Here is a 17,302-nt window from a genome sequence, read left to right on the forward strand (position 1 = left end):
ACCATGGTCAAGAACCAAGAGCCATGGCGTAAAAAAACAGCCTAGTTTGGGGTGTTGACACCACAGTCACTTGTTAGATGAATTTTAGCGCAGAAAAAGCAACGCCCCGCGGTGATGTCCGACGGGGCGTTATCGGCAGCTGTTTAACGCTTGGGTTCAGTCGGCGGCGCGATCGATCACCAATTGAAGCTGCTCGTCGTTGCCGGCATGCACGTCGTCCAGTTGGCCCAGATGCGTGCCTTCACGCGCATCGCCGCTCGGCGACACCCGCGCCACCAGCTGCAGTGACTGCTCGCTGCTCAGCGTCACGCCGGGCAGCATGGCATCTGCCTGCGTGAGGGTGATATCCAGCGGCAGTTGCGACAAGGTCAGTCGCTTGGCGATCAGCGGCATGGGCGGGCCATTTGGGTCACGGGCGAATACGAACACACTGGACGCTGGGTCCAACTGGGCTAGCAGTTCAGGCGCTACGCTGACGCGCAGACTGATACTGGGCCCTGATTGTGTTTCTGCCGGCGTCTGACCCGAGGCGGCAAGGCGCTCCCGCGCGCGATCAATCCCGCCCTGAATCGCCTGAGCGCCCTGGCTGCCGGGTTCGGTGCTCTGCAGCAGACGCTCCCAGTAACCAATAGCGCCGCTGTAGTCGCCTGCCTCAAAGGCGGCGATACCCAGCAGGCCAAGCGCCGTGGCGTTGTTGGGCTGCAGCTCTAACGCCTTGTCGAGTGCCGCCACCGATTCCGAATCGAGCTGGTTGCCATTGGCGAAGTAGCGCGCCTGCGCCAGCTGGGCCAGCACGTCTGGCGCCTCACCTATCTGATTAAGACTGTTGCCAAAGGCCTGTACCGCATCAGCGGGACGCTGGGCGCTCATGTAGGCACGACCGAGCATGTACCAGGCTTCGCCGTTGGTGGGCTGCACCTCGACGACCCGCTCGGTGCGGTCGATCAGTGCCTCAAGGCTGCTGACCTGCGGGGTATCCTGCATTTCGCGGTAGAGCGCCAGGCCCTCGGGGTTGCCCCACAACTGGTACAAACCCACCACCGCCGCCGGCAGCAGCAGCGCCGCCAGTACCAGCACACCGGCGACCTTGCGGGTCAGCGGTGCACGCCGGGCGTCAGCATTGGCGGTGTCTTCCAGCAACAGTCGACTGGCTTCCTGACGCGCGCCTTCAGCCTGTGCTTCGGTCAGCTCACCGGCGCGCTGCTGGGCCTGAAGCTCCGCCACACGTTCTTCGTACAGGGCAACGTTCAGGGCGGTACGATCAACCCGACCGTGGGCGCGACGGCGCCACAGCGGCCAGATGACTACTGCTACTGCCACCAGCAACAGGGCGGCAGCACTCAACCAGAAATCAATCATCTTGGCTCTTCTTTTCTTCCAGCAGTTGATCCAGCCGTTCCCGCTCTTCGCTGGTCAGGATGTTGTCGAGCGGGTCGTTGGCCGCTCGCTGGCGCCGACGGATCAGCATGAATACAGCAAGAAAGCCCGCCAGCAGGAAGAATAACGGGCCAAACCAGAGCACCAGGGTGTCGCTGGTCAACGCCGGCTTGTAGCGTACAAAGTCGCCATAGCGCGCGACCATGTAATCGACGATTTCATCGTCGCTCTTGCCATCGTTCAACAGGCGATAGACTTCCTTGCGCAAATCATCGGCAATGGGCGCATTGGAGTCGGCAATATTCTGGTTCTGGCATTTTGGGCAGCGCAGCTCGGTGGATATGGCGTAGAAGCGCTCACGCTCCTGCTCCGAGGCGAACTCAAAAGTATCCACCGCGGCCTGTGCACTCAGCAAAACGGCAATCAGGCTCAAACCCAGAAGCGCGCGTCTCATGGTGTTGCCTCCTCAACCAGCGCCTGATATCGCGCCGCCAGCTCGTTCTGCCACACTGTTTCGTCGATCACGCCGATGAACTTGTAACGCACCACGCCCTGCGCATCGATGAGAAAGGTTTCCGGTGCACCGTAGACACCCAGATCAAGCCCCAGCCGGCCATCGGTATCGCTGATGTTCAACTGATAGGGATTATGAAAGTCGCGTAGCCACTTCTGCGCCTCCGCCTTGTCATCCTTGTAGTTGACACCGTGAATCACCACGCCCTGGGCCGACAGTTTGTTCAACACCGGGTGTTCCACCCGACAGGCCACACACCAGGTGGCCCAGACGTTGACCAGCGCCGGCTTGCCGAGCAGGTCACTGCGGGTGATGGTCTGCTCGGCGTCGGTGACCGAGGTCAGGGTGAATTCGGGGAACGGCTGATTGATCAGCGGCGATGGTAACGCCAGCTCGCTCTCGCCCGCCTTTTTGCCACTGAGGCCCGATAAAGCGAAACCGGCAATCAGCAGAAAGATGGCCAGTGGTACCAACAGAAACATACGCCGCATCAGACTGCCTCCCCTGCACTGGCTGGTACTTTCTCACGCTGGCGGGCCTTGAGCCGATAGCGCTTGTCACTGGCCGACAGCAAACCGCCAGCCATCATCAGCAGGCCACCCAACCAGACCCAGCGGACGAACGGCTTGATGTGCACACGAATGGCCCAAGCGTCTCTCTCCAGCGGCTCACCCATGGCCACAAACAGGTCGCGCGTGAAACCGGCATCGATGCCAGCCTCGGTCATCACCTGATTCTTGACCTTGTAGAGGCGCTTTTCCGGGTGCAGCAGGGTCACTTCGCGGCCGCCCTTGGTGACCCGGATGTGCCCCTGATCAGATACCCAGTTGGAGCCTTCACGGTGTTGCACACCCTCGAAGGTAAACACATACCCGCCCAGTTCCAGGCTATCTCCCGGTGCCATGCGCAGATCGCGCTGATTGTCGAACAGGCTGGCACCGATGATACCGACCGCACACACGGCAATACCCAGGTGCGCCAGAGTCATGCCCCAGTAGCTGCGCGGCAAGGCGCGCAAGCCCTTGGCCAGGCCTTTGTTGCGGGTCTTGTGCAAAATATCGCGAATACTCGCGCCAGTTACCCAGAAAACCAGCAACAACATGCTGCCGACCGCGAACAGGTGGTCACCAATCCAGATCGCGATGGCGACCGCTCCCACCGCCGCGAGCACCAGCACCCACTTCAACTGGCCGGTCAGCCAGGTCAGAGGTGTTTCTTTCCAGCGGCTGAGAATACCCACGCCCATGGCCAGCATCAGAATCGACATCAGCGGCAGGAACATGCCGTTAAAGTAAGGCGGCCCCACTGACACCAAGGTATCAAAAGCCGACATGATCAACGGATACAGGGTGCCCAACAGCACCATAAGCGCGGCGACGACCAGCACCAGGTTGTTCACCAGCAGCAGCGCCTCACGCGAGCTCCAGGCAAAACCAATCTGGCTTTTGACCACCGGCGCGCGCAGCGCGTAGAGCAGCAGCGAGCCACCGACGACGACCAGCAAGAAGCCGAGAATGAAGACGCCACGCTCGGGATCGGTCGCAAAGGCATGCACCGAAGTCAGCACACCGGAGCGCACCAGGAATGTCCCCAGCAGGCTGAGCGAGAAGGCGGCAATCGCCAGCAGCACCGTCCAGCTCTTGAACACGCCGCGTTTTTCGGTGACAGCCAGCGAGTGAATCAGCGCGGTACCGACCAGCCAGGGCATGAAGGAGGCATTTTCTACCGGATCCCAGAACCACCAACCACCCCAGCCAAGTTCGTAATAGGCCCACCAGGAGCCAAGTACGATCCCCAGGCTGAGGAAGGCCCAGGCGATGATGGTCCAGGGACGTGACCAGCGCGCCCAGGCGGCGTCCAGTCGGCCACCCAGCAGCGCTGCAATGGCAAAGGCAAAGGCCACAGAGAACCCCACGTACCCCATGTACAGCATGGGCGGGTGCACAATCAGGCCAAAGTCCTGCAACAGCGGATTGAGGTCGTTGCCATCGGCCGGGTGGAACGGCAGCTGACGATCAAATGGGTTGGAGGTCATCAGCATGAACAGCAGAAAACCAACGCTGATCATGCCCATCACGGCCAGCACCCGGCTCAGCATGTCTTCCGGCAAATCACGTGAAAAGATCGCCACGGCAAAGGTCCAGGCCGCCAGGATCAGGGCCCACAGCAACAACGACCCTTCGTGCCCACCCCACACTGCACTGACGCGGTAGTACCAGGGCAGCGCGGAGTTGGAGTTGAGCGCCACATAGGTCACGCTGAAGTCGTTGGTAACGAAGGCGTGCACAAGACAGAGAAAGGCAAAGAACACAAACAGACACTGGGCCATGGCCGCCGGCTGGGCGAACCCCATGGCCAGCGAGTCGCCGCGCCAGGCGCCGTAAAGTGGCACGGTGGCCTGCAACAGCGCGAGGCAAAGGGCAATAATCAGGGCAACCTGCCCAAGTTCAGGAATCATGCGATCGGCACCTCAGTAGTTGCTTGCTGGCGCGTCTGCGGCTGCTTCACCAGCCGCCGCTTTATTGGCCTTGGCATCGTTCATGGCCTTAGCCACTTCCGGCGGCATGTACTCTTCATCGTGCTTGGCGAGCACCTCATCGGCTTGCAGCACACCCTCGGCATTCAGCCGGCCAAGGGCAACAATGCCCTGCCCCTCGCGGAACAGATCCGGCAGGATGCCGCTGTAGGCGATGGTCACGGCGTGCGCGCCGTCGCTGACGTCAAAATGCACATCCAGGCTATCCTTAGCGCGTACGACACTGCCCTCTACCACCATGCCGCCGGCACGGATACGGGCCTGATCCGGCACCTCTCCGGCCACGATCTGGGTGGGCGTGTAAAACAGGTTGATGTTCTGCTGCAGGGCCGAGAGTGCCAAGGCAACGGCACCACCTACCCCCAGCATCACCAGCACAATCAGGATAAGACGCTTTCTGCGCAACGGATGCATCAGTTTTCCTCCCGCCGACGTCGGCGTGCTTCAGCCTGCACCAGCTGGCGTTTACCCAGCAGCGGTGGCAGGAACAACAGAATCAAAACCACTGCCGTAATCCCGTAGGCAGACCAGACGTAGGCACCGTGACCGCCCATCGCAATGAACTCGGATAGGTTACTCATGCACTCTTCTCCAGAATCTCGCGGACCCAACGGGCCTTGTGTTCGCGGCGCAGCACTTCCAGCCGCATGCGCAGCAACAGGTTGAGCGCAAACAGGCCATAAAACGCCAGCACCATTACCAGCAGCGGCAACCACATTTCCACCGGCATTGCCGGTTTCTCGGTTACGGTGAAGGTGGCCGGCTGGTGCAGGGTATTCCACCAGTCGACCGAGTATTTGATGATCGGAATATTGACCACGCCGACGATGGCCATCACTGCTGTGGCCTTGGCTGCCGTGTCACGATTGCTGATCGCCAGGCGCAAGGCAATGATGCCAAAGTACAGAAACAGCAGGATCAGCATCGACGTAAGGCGGGCATCCCACTCCCAATAGGTGCCCCAGGTGGGCTTGCCCCAGATGGAGCCGGTGATCAATGCCACAAAGGTCATCCAGGCGCCGATGGGCGCAGCACATTGCAGCGCCACATCGGCCAGCTTCATGCGCCAGACCAGACCGACAATACCCGCCACCGCGAGCAGCATGTAGCAGGACTGGGCCAGAATCGCGGCCGGCACGTGAATGTAGATGATGCGAAAGCTATTGCCCTGCTGGTAATCCTGCGGTGCAAACACCAGCCCCCAAACCACACCGACCACCAGCGCCAGCACGCTGAACGCCGTCAGCCAGGGCAGCAGCTTGCTACTGATGTCGTAAAACCACTTGGGCGAGCCCAGTTTGTGAAAAAAAGTCCAGCTCATTCGCTGTCAGTCTCCGCGCCTATTCACTCACGCCAATTCGTAATCCGGCGGCTATCGCCAAGGGTGCCAGACTCAGTGCCAGCAGCGCCAGGCAACCCAGCCAGAGCAGATAACCCAGTACCGGCAAGCCCTGCAGTGCGGCGTCCATGGCTCCAGTGCCCAGAATCAATACCGGGATGTACAACGGCAGTATCAGCAGCGCCAGCAACATGCTGCCACCACCTTTCAAACCTACGGTCAGTGCCGCGCCTATGGCACCCAGCAGGCTGAGCACGGCGGTACCCAGCAGCAGACTGAGGCACAGTGTCGGCATAACCGACCACGGCAGCGCCAGCATCAGGCCGAGCACCGGCGCCAACAGCACCAGCAACAAGCCGCACATCAGCCAGTGGTGCAGCACCTTGACCAGTACCAGCAACGTCAGCGGGTGCGGCGACAGCACCCACTGCTCCAATGAACCATCTTCAAAATCGCTGCGAAACAAGCCATCCAGGGACAACAAGGTAGCCAGGAGCGCTGCCACCCAGATAATGCCCGAAGCCATGCGTTGCAGCAGCTGCGGTTCCGGGCCCACCGCCAGCGGAAACAGGGTAATGACGATGGCGAAAAAGATCAGCGGATTCAGCAGATCGCCGGGACGACGCCACGCCAGTTGCCACTCGCGCTTGAACAGCAGCCAGATGATCTGCCGCATCAGCTCGCCCGTCCCAGCTCAAGACGACGCACACCCGGCACATGGGCCAGGCTGTGGTGTGTGGTCAGTACCACGGTACCACCACCGGCTGCAAAGGCCATGACATGCTGCTCCAGCGCCTGCACCCCGGCCTGGTCAAGCGCCGTGAAGGGTTCGTCCAGGATCCACACGGGAGCACCGGGCAGATACAAGCGAGCCAGAGCGACCCGGCGTTGCTGGCCGGCCGAGAGCTGCCGACAGGGAACATCCTCGAAGCCGCGCAGCCCGACCTGTTGCAGCGCCTGCCAGATCACGTCACGCGCGACCGGTCGGGTCAGTGCGCAGAGCCAGCTGAGGTTCTCCTCCGCGGTCAGCGCGCCCTTGACCGCCGGCGCATGCCCTATGTACAGCAGGTTGCGCCGCCAATGTTCGCGCCCCCGCCCCGACAGCACCGACTTACCGGCATAGCGGATATCACCGCCGCTGGCTGGCATTAGGCCGGCCAATATGCGCAGCAGACTGGTTTTGCCTGCGCCATTGGGACCCGCCACCTGCAGCACATCACCGGGTTGCAGGCAGCAGGACACAGCGGAGAAAAGCTCGCGCTCATCCCGTTCACAGGCCAGTTCGCTGATGTCGATCTGCTGCTTGCTCACTACTACTCCAGACCCAGGCTGAATCGCGCCGGTACCATTGCATTGATGATTCCGGCATGCTGGCCGCTATACTCTTTGAAAGCGCACCAGCAGCGGGCTAGAAGGCCCGTCAATGGGGCGCCATTATACATGCCCCCCTACCCCGGGGGACCTCGATTTACATCAACATGTGACAACATGAGCTCGGACTTTCGCCTACCGCCCAGCGCCATCATCCCCCCCAGCGCGCCAACTACGCCGGCTGCGGCGATCACTGCGCGTGCTGCCGATGCGGTCAGCCTGGCCCTGCAACTCTTGCGGCCAATTGACGCAGCGTTGCTGCCAGCAGGCGAAAAGGTCAGCGCCGAGGTCATCCAGAGCAGCACGCGGGCCAACGGCAACGGTCAGTTTGACGTCCTGCTGCGCCTTGCTCAGAGCACGGCAACCAGCACGCCGGCCACCCTGCCAGCCAGCAGCCCCCAGCCGCTCAACACCGGCACCCAACTGGTGGTTCAGGCTCTGACGCAAACCCAGCTGATGGCCGTGCTGCAGCCGGCCAGCAATGCGTCAGCCAGCGAGCCGCTGACCCGCCTTGACCCGGCCCAGTTTCCACCGGGCAGCACCTTGCAGGCACGCGTGGTTAGCCAGCAACCGGTGGCCGATAATGCTGGCAAGCAAATCGCCTTTGCCCTGCTGGCCAAGATCGTTCAGGGCGCCAGCAGCGGCAGCCTGCTGCAGCTAACCAGTAGCCAGCCGGTAGAGCCCGGCACACGCCTGAACGCCACGGTAGGGGCGCAAGGGGAGTTGCGCGTGCTGGCCAATAGCGCGCAGCAGCGCCAGCTCGACCTGTTGCAAGGCTTGCGTGCGACCCTGCAAAGCCAAGCCTCGAGCGAACCCCTGTTCAACCGGCTCGACCAGTTGCAGGCCAGCCCCCGCGACCTGCCTGCCGTACCAGCGCTACAAAGGGCCATAGCCCAGGTGTTGCAACAGGTGACCACGGCGCAACAATTAACGACAGCCAGCGGTGTGGAAAACGCGATCAAGCAGAGCGGCTTGTTCCTTGAGCCCAACCTGGCCAAAATTGCCGAGTCGCTGGTTGCTCAGAGTGCGGCCAAGCAGGCCGCAAACCCCACGGCACCAGCAGGCGCGGTCGATGCTTCCAGCCAACCGGCCGCCGCAGCACATAAAGTCTTTCCAGCACTCGACAAGCTGCTGCCGCTGCTCGCCAGCCTATCGACGCCCGGCGCACCTGAACCAGTGGCAGGGGTCGACCTCAAGGGCACCCTGGTGAATCTGCTGATAACCTTGCAACAACAATTGCCGCCCGGCAGCCTTAACGCGCTGAACCTTCCGCCCGGCCCCTGGCAGCAAGCCAGCCAGGCGGCGGCGCAGCAACAGCTCAAGCCGGGCATGTTCCCCTTACCGACCCGCGCGCTGCAGGCATTGGGCGAGAACAATGATCTGGGCAGCCTGCTGCGTCTGACCGCAGCCTTGCTCTCACGCATTCAGCACCACCAATTTCAGAGTCTGGGGCAAACCCAGAGCTTTGCCGACGGCAGCACCCAGACCACATGGCAACTGGAAATCCCCATGCGCGACGGGCACCAGTTCAACCATGTGCAACTGCGCATCGAGCGCGACACGCCGCCACCGAATGCCAAACAGGGCGAGCCAACGCCCCAGTGGGAGGTGCGACTGTCTTTCAACCTTGATGAGCTGGGCAGCCTGCAGGCCATCGCCCGCTTGCGAAAGGACAAGGTCAGCAGTGAGTTTTGGGCCGAGCAGGCCGCCACGCTGAAACTGGTCAACAACGAGCTGACCGAACTACGCGACCGCCTGCTGGCGAAGGGACTGGAGGTTGGCGAATTGAGCTGTCACCGCGGCACGCCCCCGCCGCCGCGCCAGGCGCTGCAGCAAACCTGGATTGACGAGGTCACTTGATGAGCAAAAACCGCGAAGCTATTGCCCTGGTCTACGACGGCGAACAGGCACCGACCCTGACTGCCAAGGGCGAGGGCGAGCTGGCCGAGCAGATCATTCAGTTGGCACTGGATTACGAAGTGCCGATTTACGAGAACGCCGACCTGGCACGCATGCTTACGCAGCTGGAATTGGGCGATCAGATTCCCGAGGCGCTGTACCGCACCATCGCCGAGATCATCGCCTTTGCCTGGTACCTGAAGGGCAAGCGCCCTACCGGCTTCAACCCCGACGGTGATCAGCCGCCACTCAAGCGCCTCGAGCGCAACATCCCGGAGTCAGGGGTGTAACGCACGAGCTAGGCAGCACAGGGGATGATCATCACCGAGCAGGTTTGCCAGGTGAAAAGCGCAGGGCACGAAAGGCAGAGGGCCTAGCTGCGGCGACCGCCGTGCAGCTTGACGAAGAGTTCCGCTTCGGCCTTGGACAGACCGCAGGATTGGGTGAGGTCCTCAATACTGGCGCCCATACCGACCAGGCGTGCCGCCTGGTTGTAGGGCAACGCTTGCGGGTCTTGGGTTTCCAGTTTCAGTTGCTTGTCTTCCAGACGTTTGAGCTGCAGCCGCACGGCTGCCAGCTCCTCACCCATGCGAATACTGCCCTGCTGGAAGGTGGCCAAATCCCGAGTGAGTTGCTCCTGCCGCTGACGCAGCTGCTCAGACTGCTGGCGCAAGTCGGCCGGAAGCTGACGGACCCGCGCAAACAGCACTACCAGCGCCGCTATCACGGCGCCCATCAGCGTGCCAAGCAGTAACAGCAACCAGGGCTCCATCATGCCCATCAAAAGCCGGACAACTCCGCCCACTCATCCTCAGTCATCATCTTTTCCAGATCGACCAGAATCAGCAGCTCATTGTTCTTGTTGCACACGCCCTGAATGAACTTCGCGGACTCATCGGTACCCACGTTAGGCGCGGTCTCGATTTCCGACTGACGCAGGTATACAACCTCGGCCACGCTGTCGACCAGAATCCCGACCACTTGCTTGTCGGCTTCGATGATCACGATGCGGGTGTTGTCAGTAATGGGGGCGGGTGTCAGACCAAAGCGCTGGCGGGTGTCGATCACGGTAACGACATTGCCGCGTAGATTGATGATGCCCAGCACGTAGGACGGCGCGCCCGGCACGGGAGCAATCTCGGTATGACGCAATACTTCCTGCACCTGCATCACGTTGATGCCGTAGGATTCGTTGTCCAGGCGGAACGTCACCCATTGCAGGATCGGATCTTCAGCGCCTTGTCCCGAATTATTTTTCATTGTCATGCTTCCCGATCATCGTTGATAGCAGTCCAGCAGCCTTGGACGCCGGACAAGAGCGCCGACCACAAGGTCGGCACCGGTTTACGGTTATCCTAATGCTGGCGATGCGGCATTACCAGACGCCTGACGCGCCATACCATTGACTATCAGGCTAGCCAGCGCCGAGACATCCAGCAAGGCACACATATGATCAATCACGGTACCGGCCAACCAGGGACGCTTGCCCTGCTGTGAGCGCCATTTGATCTGGTTCGGCTCCAGCCGTATCGACTGATGTACGCCGTGCACCGCCATGCCCCAGTCATACCCTTCTACCGAAATGACAAAGGACAGGCTCTCTTTCAGTTCTTCACTGTAACGCTCGGGCATTACCCAGCGCGCCGTATCCAGCACCTTCAAATTGCCCGCCTGGGTGGCGAGTATGCCGAGGAACCAGTCCGGCTGACCAAACAGCGGGGTGATTTCTGCATCCAGCGGGTATATGGTCCCCAGCGAAACAAGCGGCACCGCCAATTTCAACCCGCCCACATCAAACAGCAAGGCTTCGAAGGCCTGCTCCCGCCATGCTGGCTGAGCAACCGCTACCGGTGGCTCAGGTTGCGCAGCGGCAGGCGCAACAACCGGCTCTGCTGGCGCAGGCGTGCTGACCGGGGTCAGCGGCGCGCGCAGCACAGGCACAACCACGGTCGCACAAGGCTGTGCGGCGGTGACTTCAGGCGCAGCAGCCGGTGCCGGCACGGCTTCCACGCGGGCCAGTTCTTCCGCTGCGTCCTGCAGCAGCGCATCCAGATAATGCTGAATGGTTTGTTCCGGTACGAACTCCTGCACCGGCAATCTGGATTTACTCATAACACCCGTATCATCCTGGTTTGGCCACCAAAGGGTTGTGAGATGGCAATCACGGCTCATGCATCTGTATCGGCGGTACGCGGCAAAGCATTAGCCCGCGCAAGCGCGTCAGGCTACCTGCTCGCGGCGCGACAGGCTTTGCGCCAACAGATAGCGCAGCAGTGCACGGTACGCCAGTACCCCGCGCGCGCTCGCATCCAACTGAGATGGCACAACCCCGGCCAGACTGGCGTCGCGCAACTTGGTATCAATCGGAATGTAGGCTTGCCAGAGGTGGTCGGCGTAATCCCGGCGCAACATGCGCAGAGTGCTCAGCGAGGCCTGGGTCCGACGGTCGAACAGCGTCGGCACGATAGTATAGGGCAAGGCCTGCTTGCGCGAGCGATTCACCATATTCAAGGTATGCACCATCCGCTCCAGCCCCTTGAGGGCAAGAAACTCGGTCTGCACCGGTATGATCAACTGCTCACAGGCTGCCAGCGCATTGATCATCGATACACCCAGCAATGGCGGGCTATCAATGATGACAAACTGGAAGTCATTCCAGAGCTGCGCTAGCGCGCGCGAGATCACCAGGCCATAGCCGCCCTGCGCGGCCGACTGACGCTCCAGCGTGGCCAATGAAGTACTCGACGGCAGCAGCTGGATGTTTGGATGCGAGCTGTCCAGCAGCAACGCTGCAGCCAGCCCGTCCGGAACCTGCCCGTTATGCTGAAACAGATTGAACACGCTACTGGTCAGCTGGTCCGGATCATGGCCAAAGTAGCTGGTCATGGACCCGTGTGGGTCCAGGTCGACCACCAGCACGCGCTGCCCCTGATCTGCAAGCAGGCCAGCCAGTGCTACAGCGGAGGTGGTTTTGCCCACCCCACCCTTCTGATTGGCTACTGCCCAGACTCTCATGGCTTACCTCCGGGGGTATTCCAGCCGTGATAGACCCCATAACATGCGATAAACGACAACATTTTGACAGTCCAAACCTGTTTACTACTAGGGAGCAGGAGTCGATGCAGAACCCGTGCCAGATAGGCTCGAGGCTCCAGGCGGCGTTGCTGTTTCACTGCGCGCTTCGCGCATGGCATTGACCGACTCCGGTTCGCCGCCAAAGGGCACATGCCGCTTATCCACAAAACGCGACACCAGCAGCACCACACGGCGATTGGCCTTGCGGCCTGCGGCCGTGGTGTTATCGGCAACAGGCCTGAATTCACCATAGCCTACTGCGGCCAGTCGGTCAGGGTTCACGCCGCCATTGCTCAGCATGCGTACTACACTGGCCGCTCGCGCCGCAGAGAGCTCCCAGTTGGTCGGATAGGTGCCCGAGCGCATGGGCACATTATCAGTAAACCCCTCTACATGGACGGGGTTCTCGTAGGGTGCGAGTATCTCGGCAATACGGTCGACCAGTCCAAAGGCCGCATCCAGCGGCAATGCATCCCCACTGGGAAACAATAGACTCGAACTCAGTTCGATTTCGACCCAAAGCTCATTCCCACGTACCTCCAGGTTGCCCGCCTGAATCAAGTCACCAAACGCGGCCTGCATGGCTTGGGTAATGTCTTGCAGAGCATCGCTGCCACCGGCCTGCTGACCGGTCTGGGTGCCCTGCTCATCCTGCGTTCCGATGCCACGGGGTTTTTCCTGGCCAATCTGTATGGGGTCGATGGCGCGCTGTGGCTGGTTGAAGGCACCTTCAAGGGTGTCAGAGAGTACCTTGTACTTGCCTTCGTTGACCGAGGAGATGGAGTACATGACGACAAAAAAGGCGAAAAGCAGAGTGATGAAGTCGGCATAGGACACCAACCAGCGCTCGTGATTCTCGTGTTCTTCGTGGCGACGTCGCCGCATGTCGGTCTCCCACGCTAGTCGAGGAAGCCTTCAAGCTTCATTTCAATGGAGCGAGGATTTTCCCCTTCGGCAATCGAAAGCAGCCCCTCAAGCAACATCTCCCGGTAACGTGACTGCTGCAGCACCACCGCCTTCAACTTGTGCGCCACCGGCAACAGAAACAGGTTGGCCAGCGCCACACCGTAGATAGTGGCAACAAAAGCCACCGCAATACCGGACCCTAGCATGGACGGATCCGCCAGGTTGCCCATGACATGAATCAGCCCCATCACCGCACCGATAATACCGATGGTCGGTGAATAGCCACCCATGCTCTCATAGACCTTGGCAGCCATAAGGTCGTGGCTTTCGCGCGTCATCAGCTCGACTTCGAGAATCCCGCGTAATGCCTCGGGCTCACTGCCATCCACCAATAGCTGCAAGCCTTTGCGCGCGTAGGCATCCGGCTCCAGCTCAGCGATGGACTCCAGCCCCAGCAGACCATCCTTGCGTGCAATGGTGCTCCAGTTGATAACCTGGCTAATGCCTTCACGCAGCCGATTGGCCGGCGGAAAAATAATCCAGCGCAGGATCACCAGTGCACGCTTGAAAACGGTCAGGGGGGTCTGAATGAACGCAGCGCCGAGGGTGCCACCGATGACAATCAGTGCGGCCGGGGCATTGAGCAGCGCCGAGGCGTGACCGCCTTCCAGGTAGTTGCCGCCGATAATCGCGACAAACGCCAGAATGACCCCAATAACACTGAGAATATCCATCAGCCGATCTCTGCCAGATAGCGACCGATTTCATCCAGGTTATAGATGCCATCAGCAAGATTGGCCTTCGCCACCGCCATGGGCATACCATAAATCACACAACTGGCTTCGTCCTGAGCCCACACGGCGCTGCCTGCCTGCTTGAGCATACGCGCGCCTTCACGCCCGTCCGCCCCCATGCCGGTGAGCACGACCGCCAATACCTTGTCCTGAAATGCTTTGGCGGCCGAGCCAAAGGTTACATCAACACAGGGTTTGTAATTCAAACGCTCATCGCCGGGCAGAATACGCACCACACCACGCCCATCTACCATCATCTGCTTGCCTCCGGGCGCCAATAGGGCAACGCCTGGGCGCAGCACATCACCGTCCTCGGCTTCCTTTACCGAAATACGGCAAAGCTTATCGAGGCGCTCGGCAAAGGCCTTGGTGAAGGCAGCCGGCATATGCTGAATCAGTAGCAGCGGCGCAGGGAAACTGCCGGGTAGTTGCGTCAGCACTTTTTGCAGGGCGACCGGGCCACCGGTCGAGGTGCCAATGGCCACCAGCTTGTAATTGCGCTTGCGCGGCGCCGAGCTGGTGCGTGCCACAGGCGCTGCCGGCTTGGCGGTAGAAGCACCGCTCAGCGTGCTGCTGCCAGGGCGCGCTGCGGGAGGAGCCGTGCCCGCTCCAAGCGCAGGGTGCGGCGCTGCTACACCACTACCACCCAACCCCAGCGAGCGGCGGTTGGTACGTGCCAACGCGTTCACCCGCTCGCAAAGCAGCTGGCGCACCTTGTCTGGATTGCGGGAAATGTCTTCGAAGTTTTTAGGCAGATAATCCGCGGCGCCGGCATCCAGAGCGTCAAGGCTGACGCGGGCGCCCTCGTAGGTAAGCGAGGAAAACATGATTACCGGCGTAGGGCAGCGCTGCATGATCTGCTTGACCGCTGAGATGCCATCCATCACCGGCATCTCGTAATCCATGGTGATAACATCCGGACGCAGCGACAGGGTCTGCTCAATGGCTTCTTTGCCGTTGGTCGCCGTGCCGACCACCTGAATCTGCGGGTCACCCGCCAGAATTTCCGTTACCCGGCGGCGAAAGAAACCCGAGTCATCCACCACCAGAACCTTGACCGCCATACCCTCTCCTGAAACCGCATCGCCATCCAGCGCAGTCATGCGCCTGTTTCGAGTAATCGTACCCGTCTACCGCCTCAGCTCACTACGCCACAGCCATCGGCAGATGCGTCTGATACAGCATGATACAACCTATCACACCCGTCGCGCGTAGCGCTTGAGCAGGCTGGGAATATCCAGAATCAGCGCGATGCGGCCGTCACCGGTAATAGTCGCACCCGCCATCCCAGCAGTGCCTTGCAGCATGCGACCCAAGGGCTTGATGACCACCTCTTCCTGACCGACCAACTGGTCGACCACAAAACCAACCCGCTGGGTGCCAACAGAGACGATAACCACACTGGCCGCTGAATGATCGCTGGTGTCTTCCACGCCCGGCATCAGCCAGCGCTTTAGATAAAACAGCGGTAGCGCTTTCTCGCGCACGATAATCACTTCCTGGCCATCAACAATATTGGTGCGCGACAGGTCGAGGCTGTAGATCTCGTTGACGCTGACCAGCGGCAAGGCAAAGGCTTGGTTCGCCAGCATCACCATCAGCGTCGGCATGATGGCCAGCGTCAGCGGCACCTTGATGGCAATCCGAGAGCCCTGGCCTTTGGTCGACTCGATATTGATGGTGCCGTTGAGCTGGGAAATTTTGGTTTTCACCACGTCCATTCCCACACCACGCCCGGACACATCGGAAATTTCCGTTTTGGTCGAGAAACCGGGCGCAAGGATCAGATTGAAACACTCGCTGTCACTCAGGCGATCAGCGGCATCCTTCTCCATCATGCCCTTTTCAACGGCCTTGGCACGTAAAACCTCCGGATCCATGCCGCGACCGTCGTCAACAATGGTCAGCAGAATGTGATCGCCTTCCTGCTGCGCCGCCAGAACAACCTTGCCAGTGCGTGGCTTGCCGGCCGCCTCACGCTCATCCGGCGGCTCTACGCCGTGATCTACGGAGTTGCGCACCAAGTGAACCAGTGGATCGGCAAGCGCCTCGACCAAGTTCTTGTCGAGATCAGTGTCTTCACCGACTAGCTCCAGATTGATTTCCTTCTTCAGGTTGCGCGCCAGATCACGCACCACCCGCGGGAAACGACCAAAAACCTTCTTGATTGGCTGCATGCGGGTCTTCATAACCGACATCTGCAGGTCCGCGGTCACTACATCGAGATTGCCGACAGCCTTGTTCCACTCCTCGTCACCACTGCTAAGGCCAAGGCGCACCAGACGGTTACGCACCAGTACCAGCTCGCCCACCATGTTCATGATTTCATCCAGCCGCGCGGTGTCTACCCGTACCGTGGTCTCGGCAGCGGGCGGCGCTTCCTGCGCAGGCGCGGCTTTCGCCGCAGCAGCAGGAGGTGCTGCTGCGGGCTTGGCGACCGGTTTGGGCTCAGCCTTGGCGGCCGGCTTGCTCGCCGGGGCCGGATCGGCCTTGGCAGGCGGTGTTGACTCAGGCGCCGACATGTCAGCATCTGTCTTGCCCGGAGCAGCGCCCTTGCCATGCAACTGGTCCAGCAGCGCTTCAAACTCGTCATCAGTAATCTTGTCTGCATCGGCAGAAGAGGCGGCCGCGGACGCGTCTGCTACCTCAGCCTGCTTGCTTTCCTGCAGCCCTGGGGCACTGCCTTTGCCATGCAGCTCATCGAGCAGGGCTTCAAATTCGTCGTCAGAGATATCGTCGCTACTGGCAACCGCAGCTGGCTCGGGCGCTGCACTGGCGGGAGCTTTACCGCTGCCGTGCAGCTCATCCAGCAGGGCTTCGAACTCGTCGTCGGAAATGTCGTCACCCGAGGCCGTCACAGGTGGAGCGGCGGGCACTGCCGCAGCTACTGCCGGCGCACTGTCACCGTGCAGCGCCTCGAGTAACTGTTCAAATTCATCATCGGTAATATCGCCCTCGCCGCTGGCGATAGCATCCACTGTGGCAGCGGGTGTAACGGGCTCGGGCTCTGCGACCGGCGCAGCGACTTCAACTGCCGGCGGCGGTGCACTGCCTGGCTGCGCGAGTGCTGCCAAAGCCTCAAGCAGGGCCGGATCGGCGGGCGTGGGCTCTTGCTGATTACGAACCTGGTCAAACATGGTGTTGACCGCATCCAACGCCTGGAGCACCACGTCCATCAGGTCGGACGTTACCGGGCGCTCACCTTTGCGCAGAATGTCGAATACGTTCTCAGCAATATGACAACAGGCAACCAGCGCATCGAGCTGCAGGAATCCAGCACCACCTTTGACGGTATGGAAACCGCGGAAAATGGCGTTGAGCAGATCCATGTCATCGGGACGGTTCTCCAGTTCGACCAACTGCTCGGACAACTGCTCGAGAATTTCACCTGCCTCGACCAGAAAGTCCTGGAGAATCTCTTCATCCGCATCGAAACTCATGCACCCACTCCCCTCGGGCGTGTTGAAGTAAACGGCTATGCGCGGGCACCA

The 17,302-nt window shown here is 60.8% G+C and carries 19 protein-coding genes; 2 read left to right on the plus strand and 17 right to left on the minus strand.

From position 1 onward, the window contains the following. Positions 1 to 156: 156 nt before the first annotated feature. The 9 genes from ccmI to ccmA are packed head-to-tail and all read right to left on the minus strand — an operon-like array spanning position 157 to position 7,077. The gene (gene ccmI / locus V7747_RS13400; protein ID WP_335616528.1) at positions 157 to 1,359 is read right to left on the minus strand and encodes a c-type cytochrome biogenesis protein CcmI; all 1,203 of its coding nucleotides are present in this window, start codon (positions 1,357 to 1,359) and stop codon (positions 157 to 159) included. After that, positions 1,352 to 1,831 (minus strand): cytochrome c-type biogenesis protein, encoded by a 480-nt coding sequence (locus tag V7747_RS13405; protein ID WP_335616529.1) that lies wholly within the window; start codon positions 1,829 to 1,831, stop codon positions 1,352 to 1,354. Before V7747_RS13405 ends, ccmI begins: the two co-directional genes overlap by 8 nt. Beyond that, positions 1,828 to 2,382 (minus strand): DsbE family thiol:disulfide interchange protein, encoded by a 555-nt coding sequence (locus tag V7747_RS13410; RefSeq protein ID WP_335616530.1) that lies wholly within the window; start codon positions 2,380 to 2,382, stop codon positions 1,828 to 1,830. Before V7747_RS13410 ends, V7747_RS13405 begins: the two co-directional genes overlap by 4 nt. Beyond that, entirely contained in the window at positions 2,382 to 4,349 is a 1,968-nt protein-coding gene (locus V7747_RS13415) for a heme lyase CcmF/NrfE family subunit (protein ID WP_335616531.1), read from the minus strand. The genes V7747_RS13410 and V7747_RS13415 overlap by 1 nt, the downstream gene beginning before the upstream one ends. Positions 4,350 to 4,361: 12 nt before the next feature. Further along, the gene (gene ccmE, locus V7747_RS13420; RefSeq protein ID WP_335616532.1) at positions 4,362 to 4,841 is read right to left on the minus strand and encodes a cytochrome c maturation protein CcmE; all 480 of its coding nucleotides are present in this window, start codon (positions 4,839 to 4,841) and stop codon (positions 4,362 to 4,364) included. Then, positions 4,841 to 5,008: a heme exporter protein CcmD gene (gene ccmD, locus V7747_RS13425; protein WP_335616533.1), complete on the minus strand. Its 168-nt coding sequence runs from the start codon at positions 5,006 to 5,008 to the stop codon at positions 4,841 to 4,843. The genes ccmE and ccmD overlap by 1 nt, the downstream gene beginning before the upstream one ends. Further along, entirely contained in the window at positions 5,005 to 5,748 is a 744-nt protein-coding gene (locus V7747_RS13430; protein ID WP_335616534.1) for a heme ABC transporter permease, read from the minus strand. The genes ccmD and V7747_RS13430 overlap by 4 nt, the downstream gene beginning before the upstream one ends. Positions 5,749 to 5,767: 19 nt before the next feature. Continuing rightward, positions 5,768 to 6,442 carry a heme exporter protein CcmB gene (gene ccmB / locus V7747_RS13435; RefSeq protein WP_092284774.1) on the minus strand — a complete coding sequence of 225 codons (675 nt, stop codon included), beginning with the start codon at positions 6,440 to 6,442 and terminating at the stop codon, positions 5,768 to 5,770. Continuing rightward, positions 6,442 to 7,077, minus strand: coding sequence for a cytochrome c biogenesis heme-transporting ATPase CcmA (gene ccmA / locus V7747_RS13440; RefSeq protein ID WP_335616535.1), 636 nt, complete (start codon positions 7,075 to 7,077; stop codon positions 6,442 to 6,444). Before ccmA ends, ccmB begins: the two co-directional genes overlap by 1 nt. A gap of 177 nt (positions 7,078 to 7,254) precedes the next feature. Here ccmA and fliK point away from each other — a divergent pair, with 177 nt between their 5' ends. Continuing rightward, a complete protein-coding gene (gene fliK, locus V7747_RS13445; protein WP_335616536.1) occupies positions 7,255 to 8,997 on the plus strand; it encodes a flagellar hook-length control protein FliK in 1,743 nt (580 codons plus the stop codon). Beyond that, positions 8,997 to 9,326: an EscU/YscU/HrcU family type III secretion system export apparatus switch protein gene (locus V7747_RS13450; protein WP_335616537.1), complete on the plus strand. Its 330-nt coding sequence runs from the start codon at positions 8,997 to 8,999 to the stop codon at positions 9,324 to 9,326. The genes fliK and V7747_RS13450 overlap by 1 nt, the downstream gene beginning before the upstream one ends. Before the next feature lie 83 nt (positions 9,327 to 9,409). Here V7747_RS13450 and V7747_RS13455 read toward each other — a convergent pair whose 3' ends face one another. From V7747_RS13455 to V7747_RS13490, 8 genes are all read right to left on the minus strand, one after another. Then, entirely contained in the window at positions 9,410 to 9,796 is a 387-nt protein-coding gene (locus V7747_RS13455) for a DUF2802 domain-containing protein (RefSeq protein WP_335616538.1), read from the minus strand. Between the two features lie 20 nt (positions 9,797 to 9,816). Continuing rightward, on the minus strand, positions 9,817 to 10,296 hold the full coding sequence (locus V7747_RS13460) for a chemotaxis protein CheW (protein WP_092284784.1): 480 nt from the start codon (positions 10,294 to 10,296) through the stop codon (positions 9,817 to 9,819). Positions 10,297 to 10,386: 90 nt separating this feature from the next. Then, on the minus strand, positions 10,387 to 11,148 hold the full coding sequence (locus tag V7747_RS13465) for a CheW domain-containing protein (protein ID WP_335616539.1): 762 nt from the start codon (positions 11,146 to 11,148) through the stop codon (positions 10,387 to 10,389). A 108-nt stretch (positions 11,149 to 11,256) separates the two neighbouring features. Next, entirely contained in the window at positions 11,257 to 12,051 is a 795-nt protein-coding gene (locus tag V7747_RS13470) for a ParA family protein (RefSeq protein WP_335616540.1), read from the minus strand. A gap of 87 nt (positions 12,052 to 12,138) precedes the next feature. Beyond that, positions 12,139 to 12,996 (minus strand): flagellar motor protein MotD, encoded by an 858-nt coding sequence (gene motD, locus V7747_RS13475; RefSeq protein WP_335616541.1) that lies wholly within the window; start codon positions 12,994 to 12,996, stop codon positions 12,139 to 12,141. A gap of 14 nt (positions 12,997 to 13,010) precedes the next feature. Next, complete coding sequence (locus tag V7747_RS13480) at positions 13,011 to 13,751, minus strand: flagellar motor protein (protein ID WP_335616542.1); 741 nt, start codon at positions 13,749 to 13,751, stop codon at positions 13,011 to 13,013. Continuing rightward, positions 13,751 to 14,875 (minus strand): protein-glutamate methylesterase/protein-glutamine glutaminase, encoded by a 1,125-nt coding sequence (locus V7747_RS13485; RefSeq protein ID WP_335616724.1) that lies wholly within the window; start codon positions 14,873 to 14,875, stop codon positions 13,751 to 13,753. The genes V7747_RS13480 and V7747_RS13485 overlap by 1 nt, the downstream gene beginning before the upstream one ends. Positions 14,876 to 15,007: 132 nt before the next feature. Beyond that, the gene (locus V7747_RS13490; protein ID WP_335616543.1) at positions 15,008 to 17,251 is read right to left on the minus strand and encodes a chemotaxis protein CheA; all 2,244 of its coding nucleotides are present in this window, start codon (positions 17,249 to 17,251) and stop codon (positions 15,008 to 15,010) included. Positions 17,252 to 17,302: the final 51 nt, after the last annotated feature.

Origin of the sequence: Halopseudomonas sp., assembly GCF_036960865.1 — a bacterium.
GTDB lineage: Bacteria > Pseudomonadota > Gammaproteobacteria > Pseudomonadales > Pseudomonadaceae > Halopseudomonas.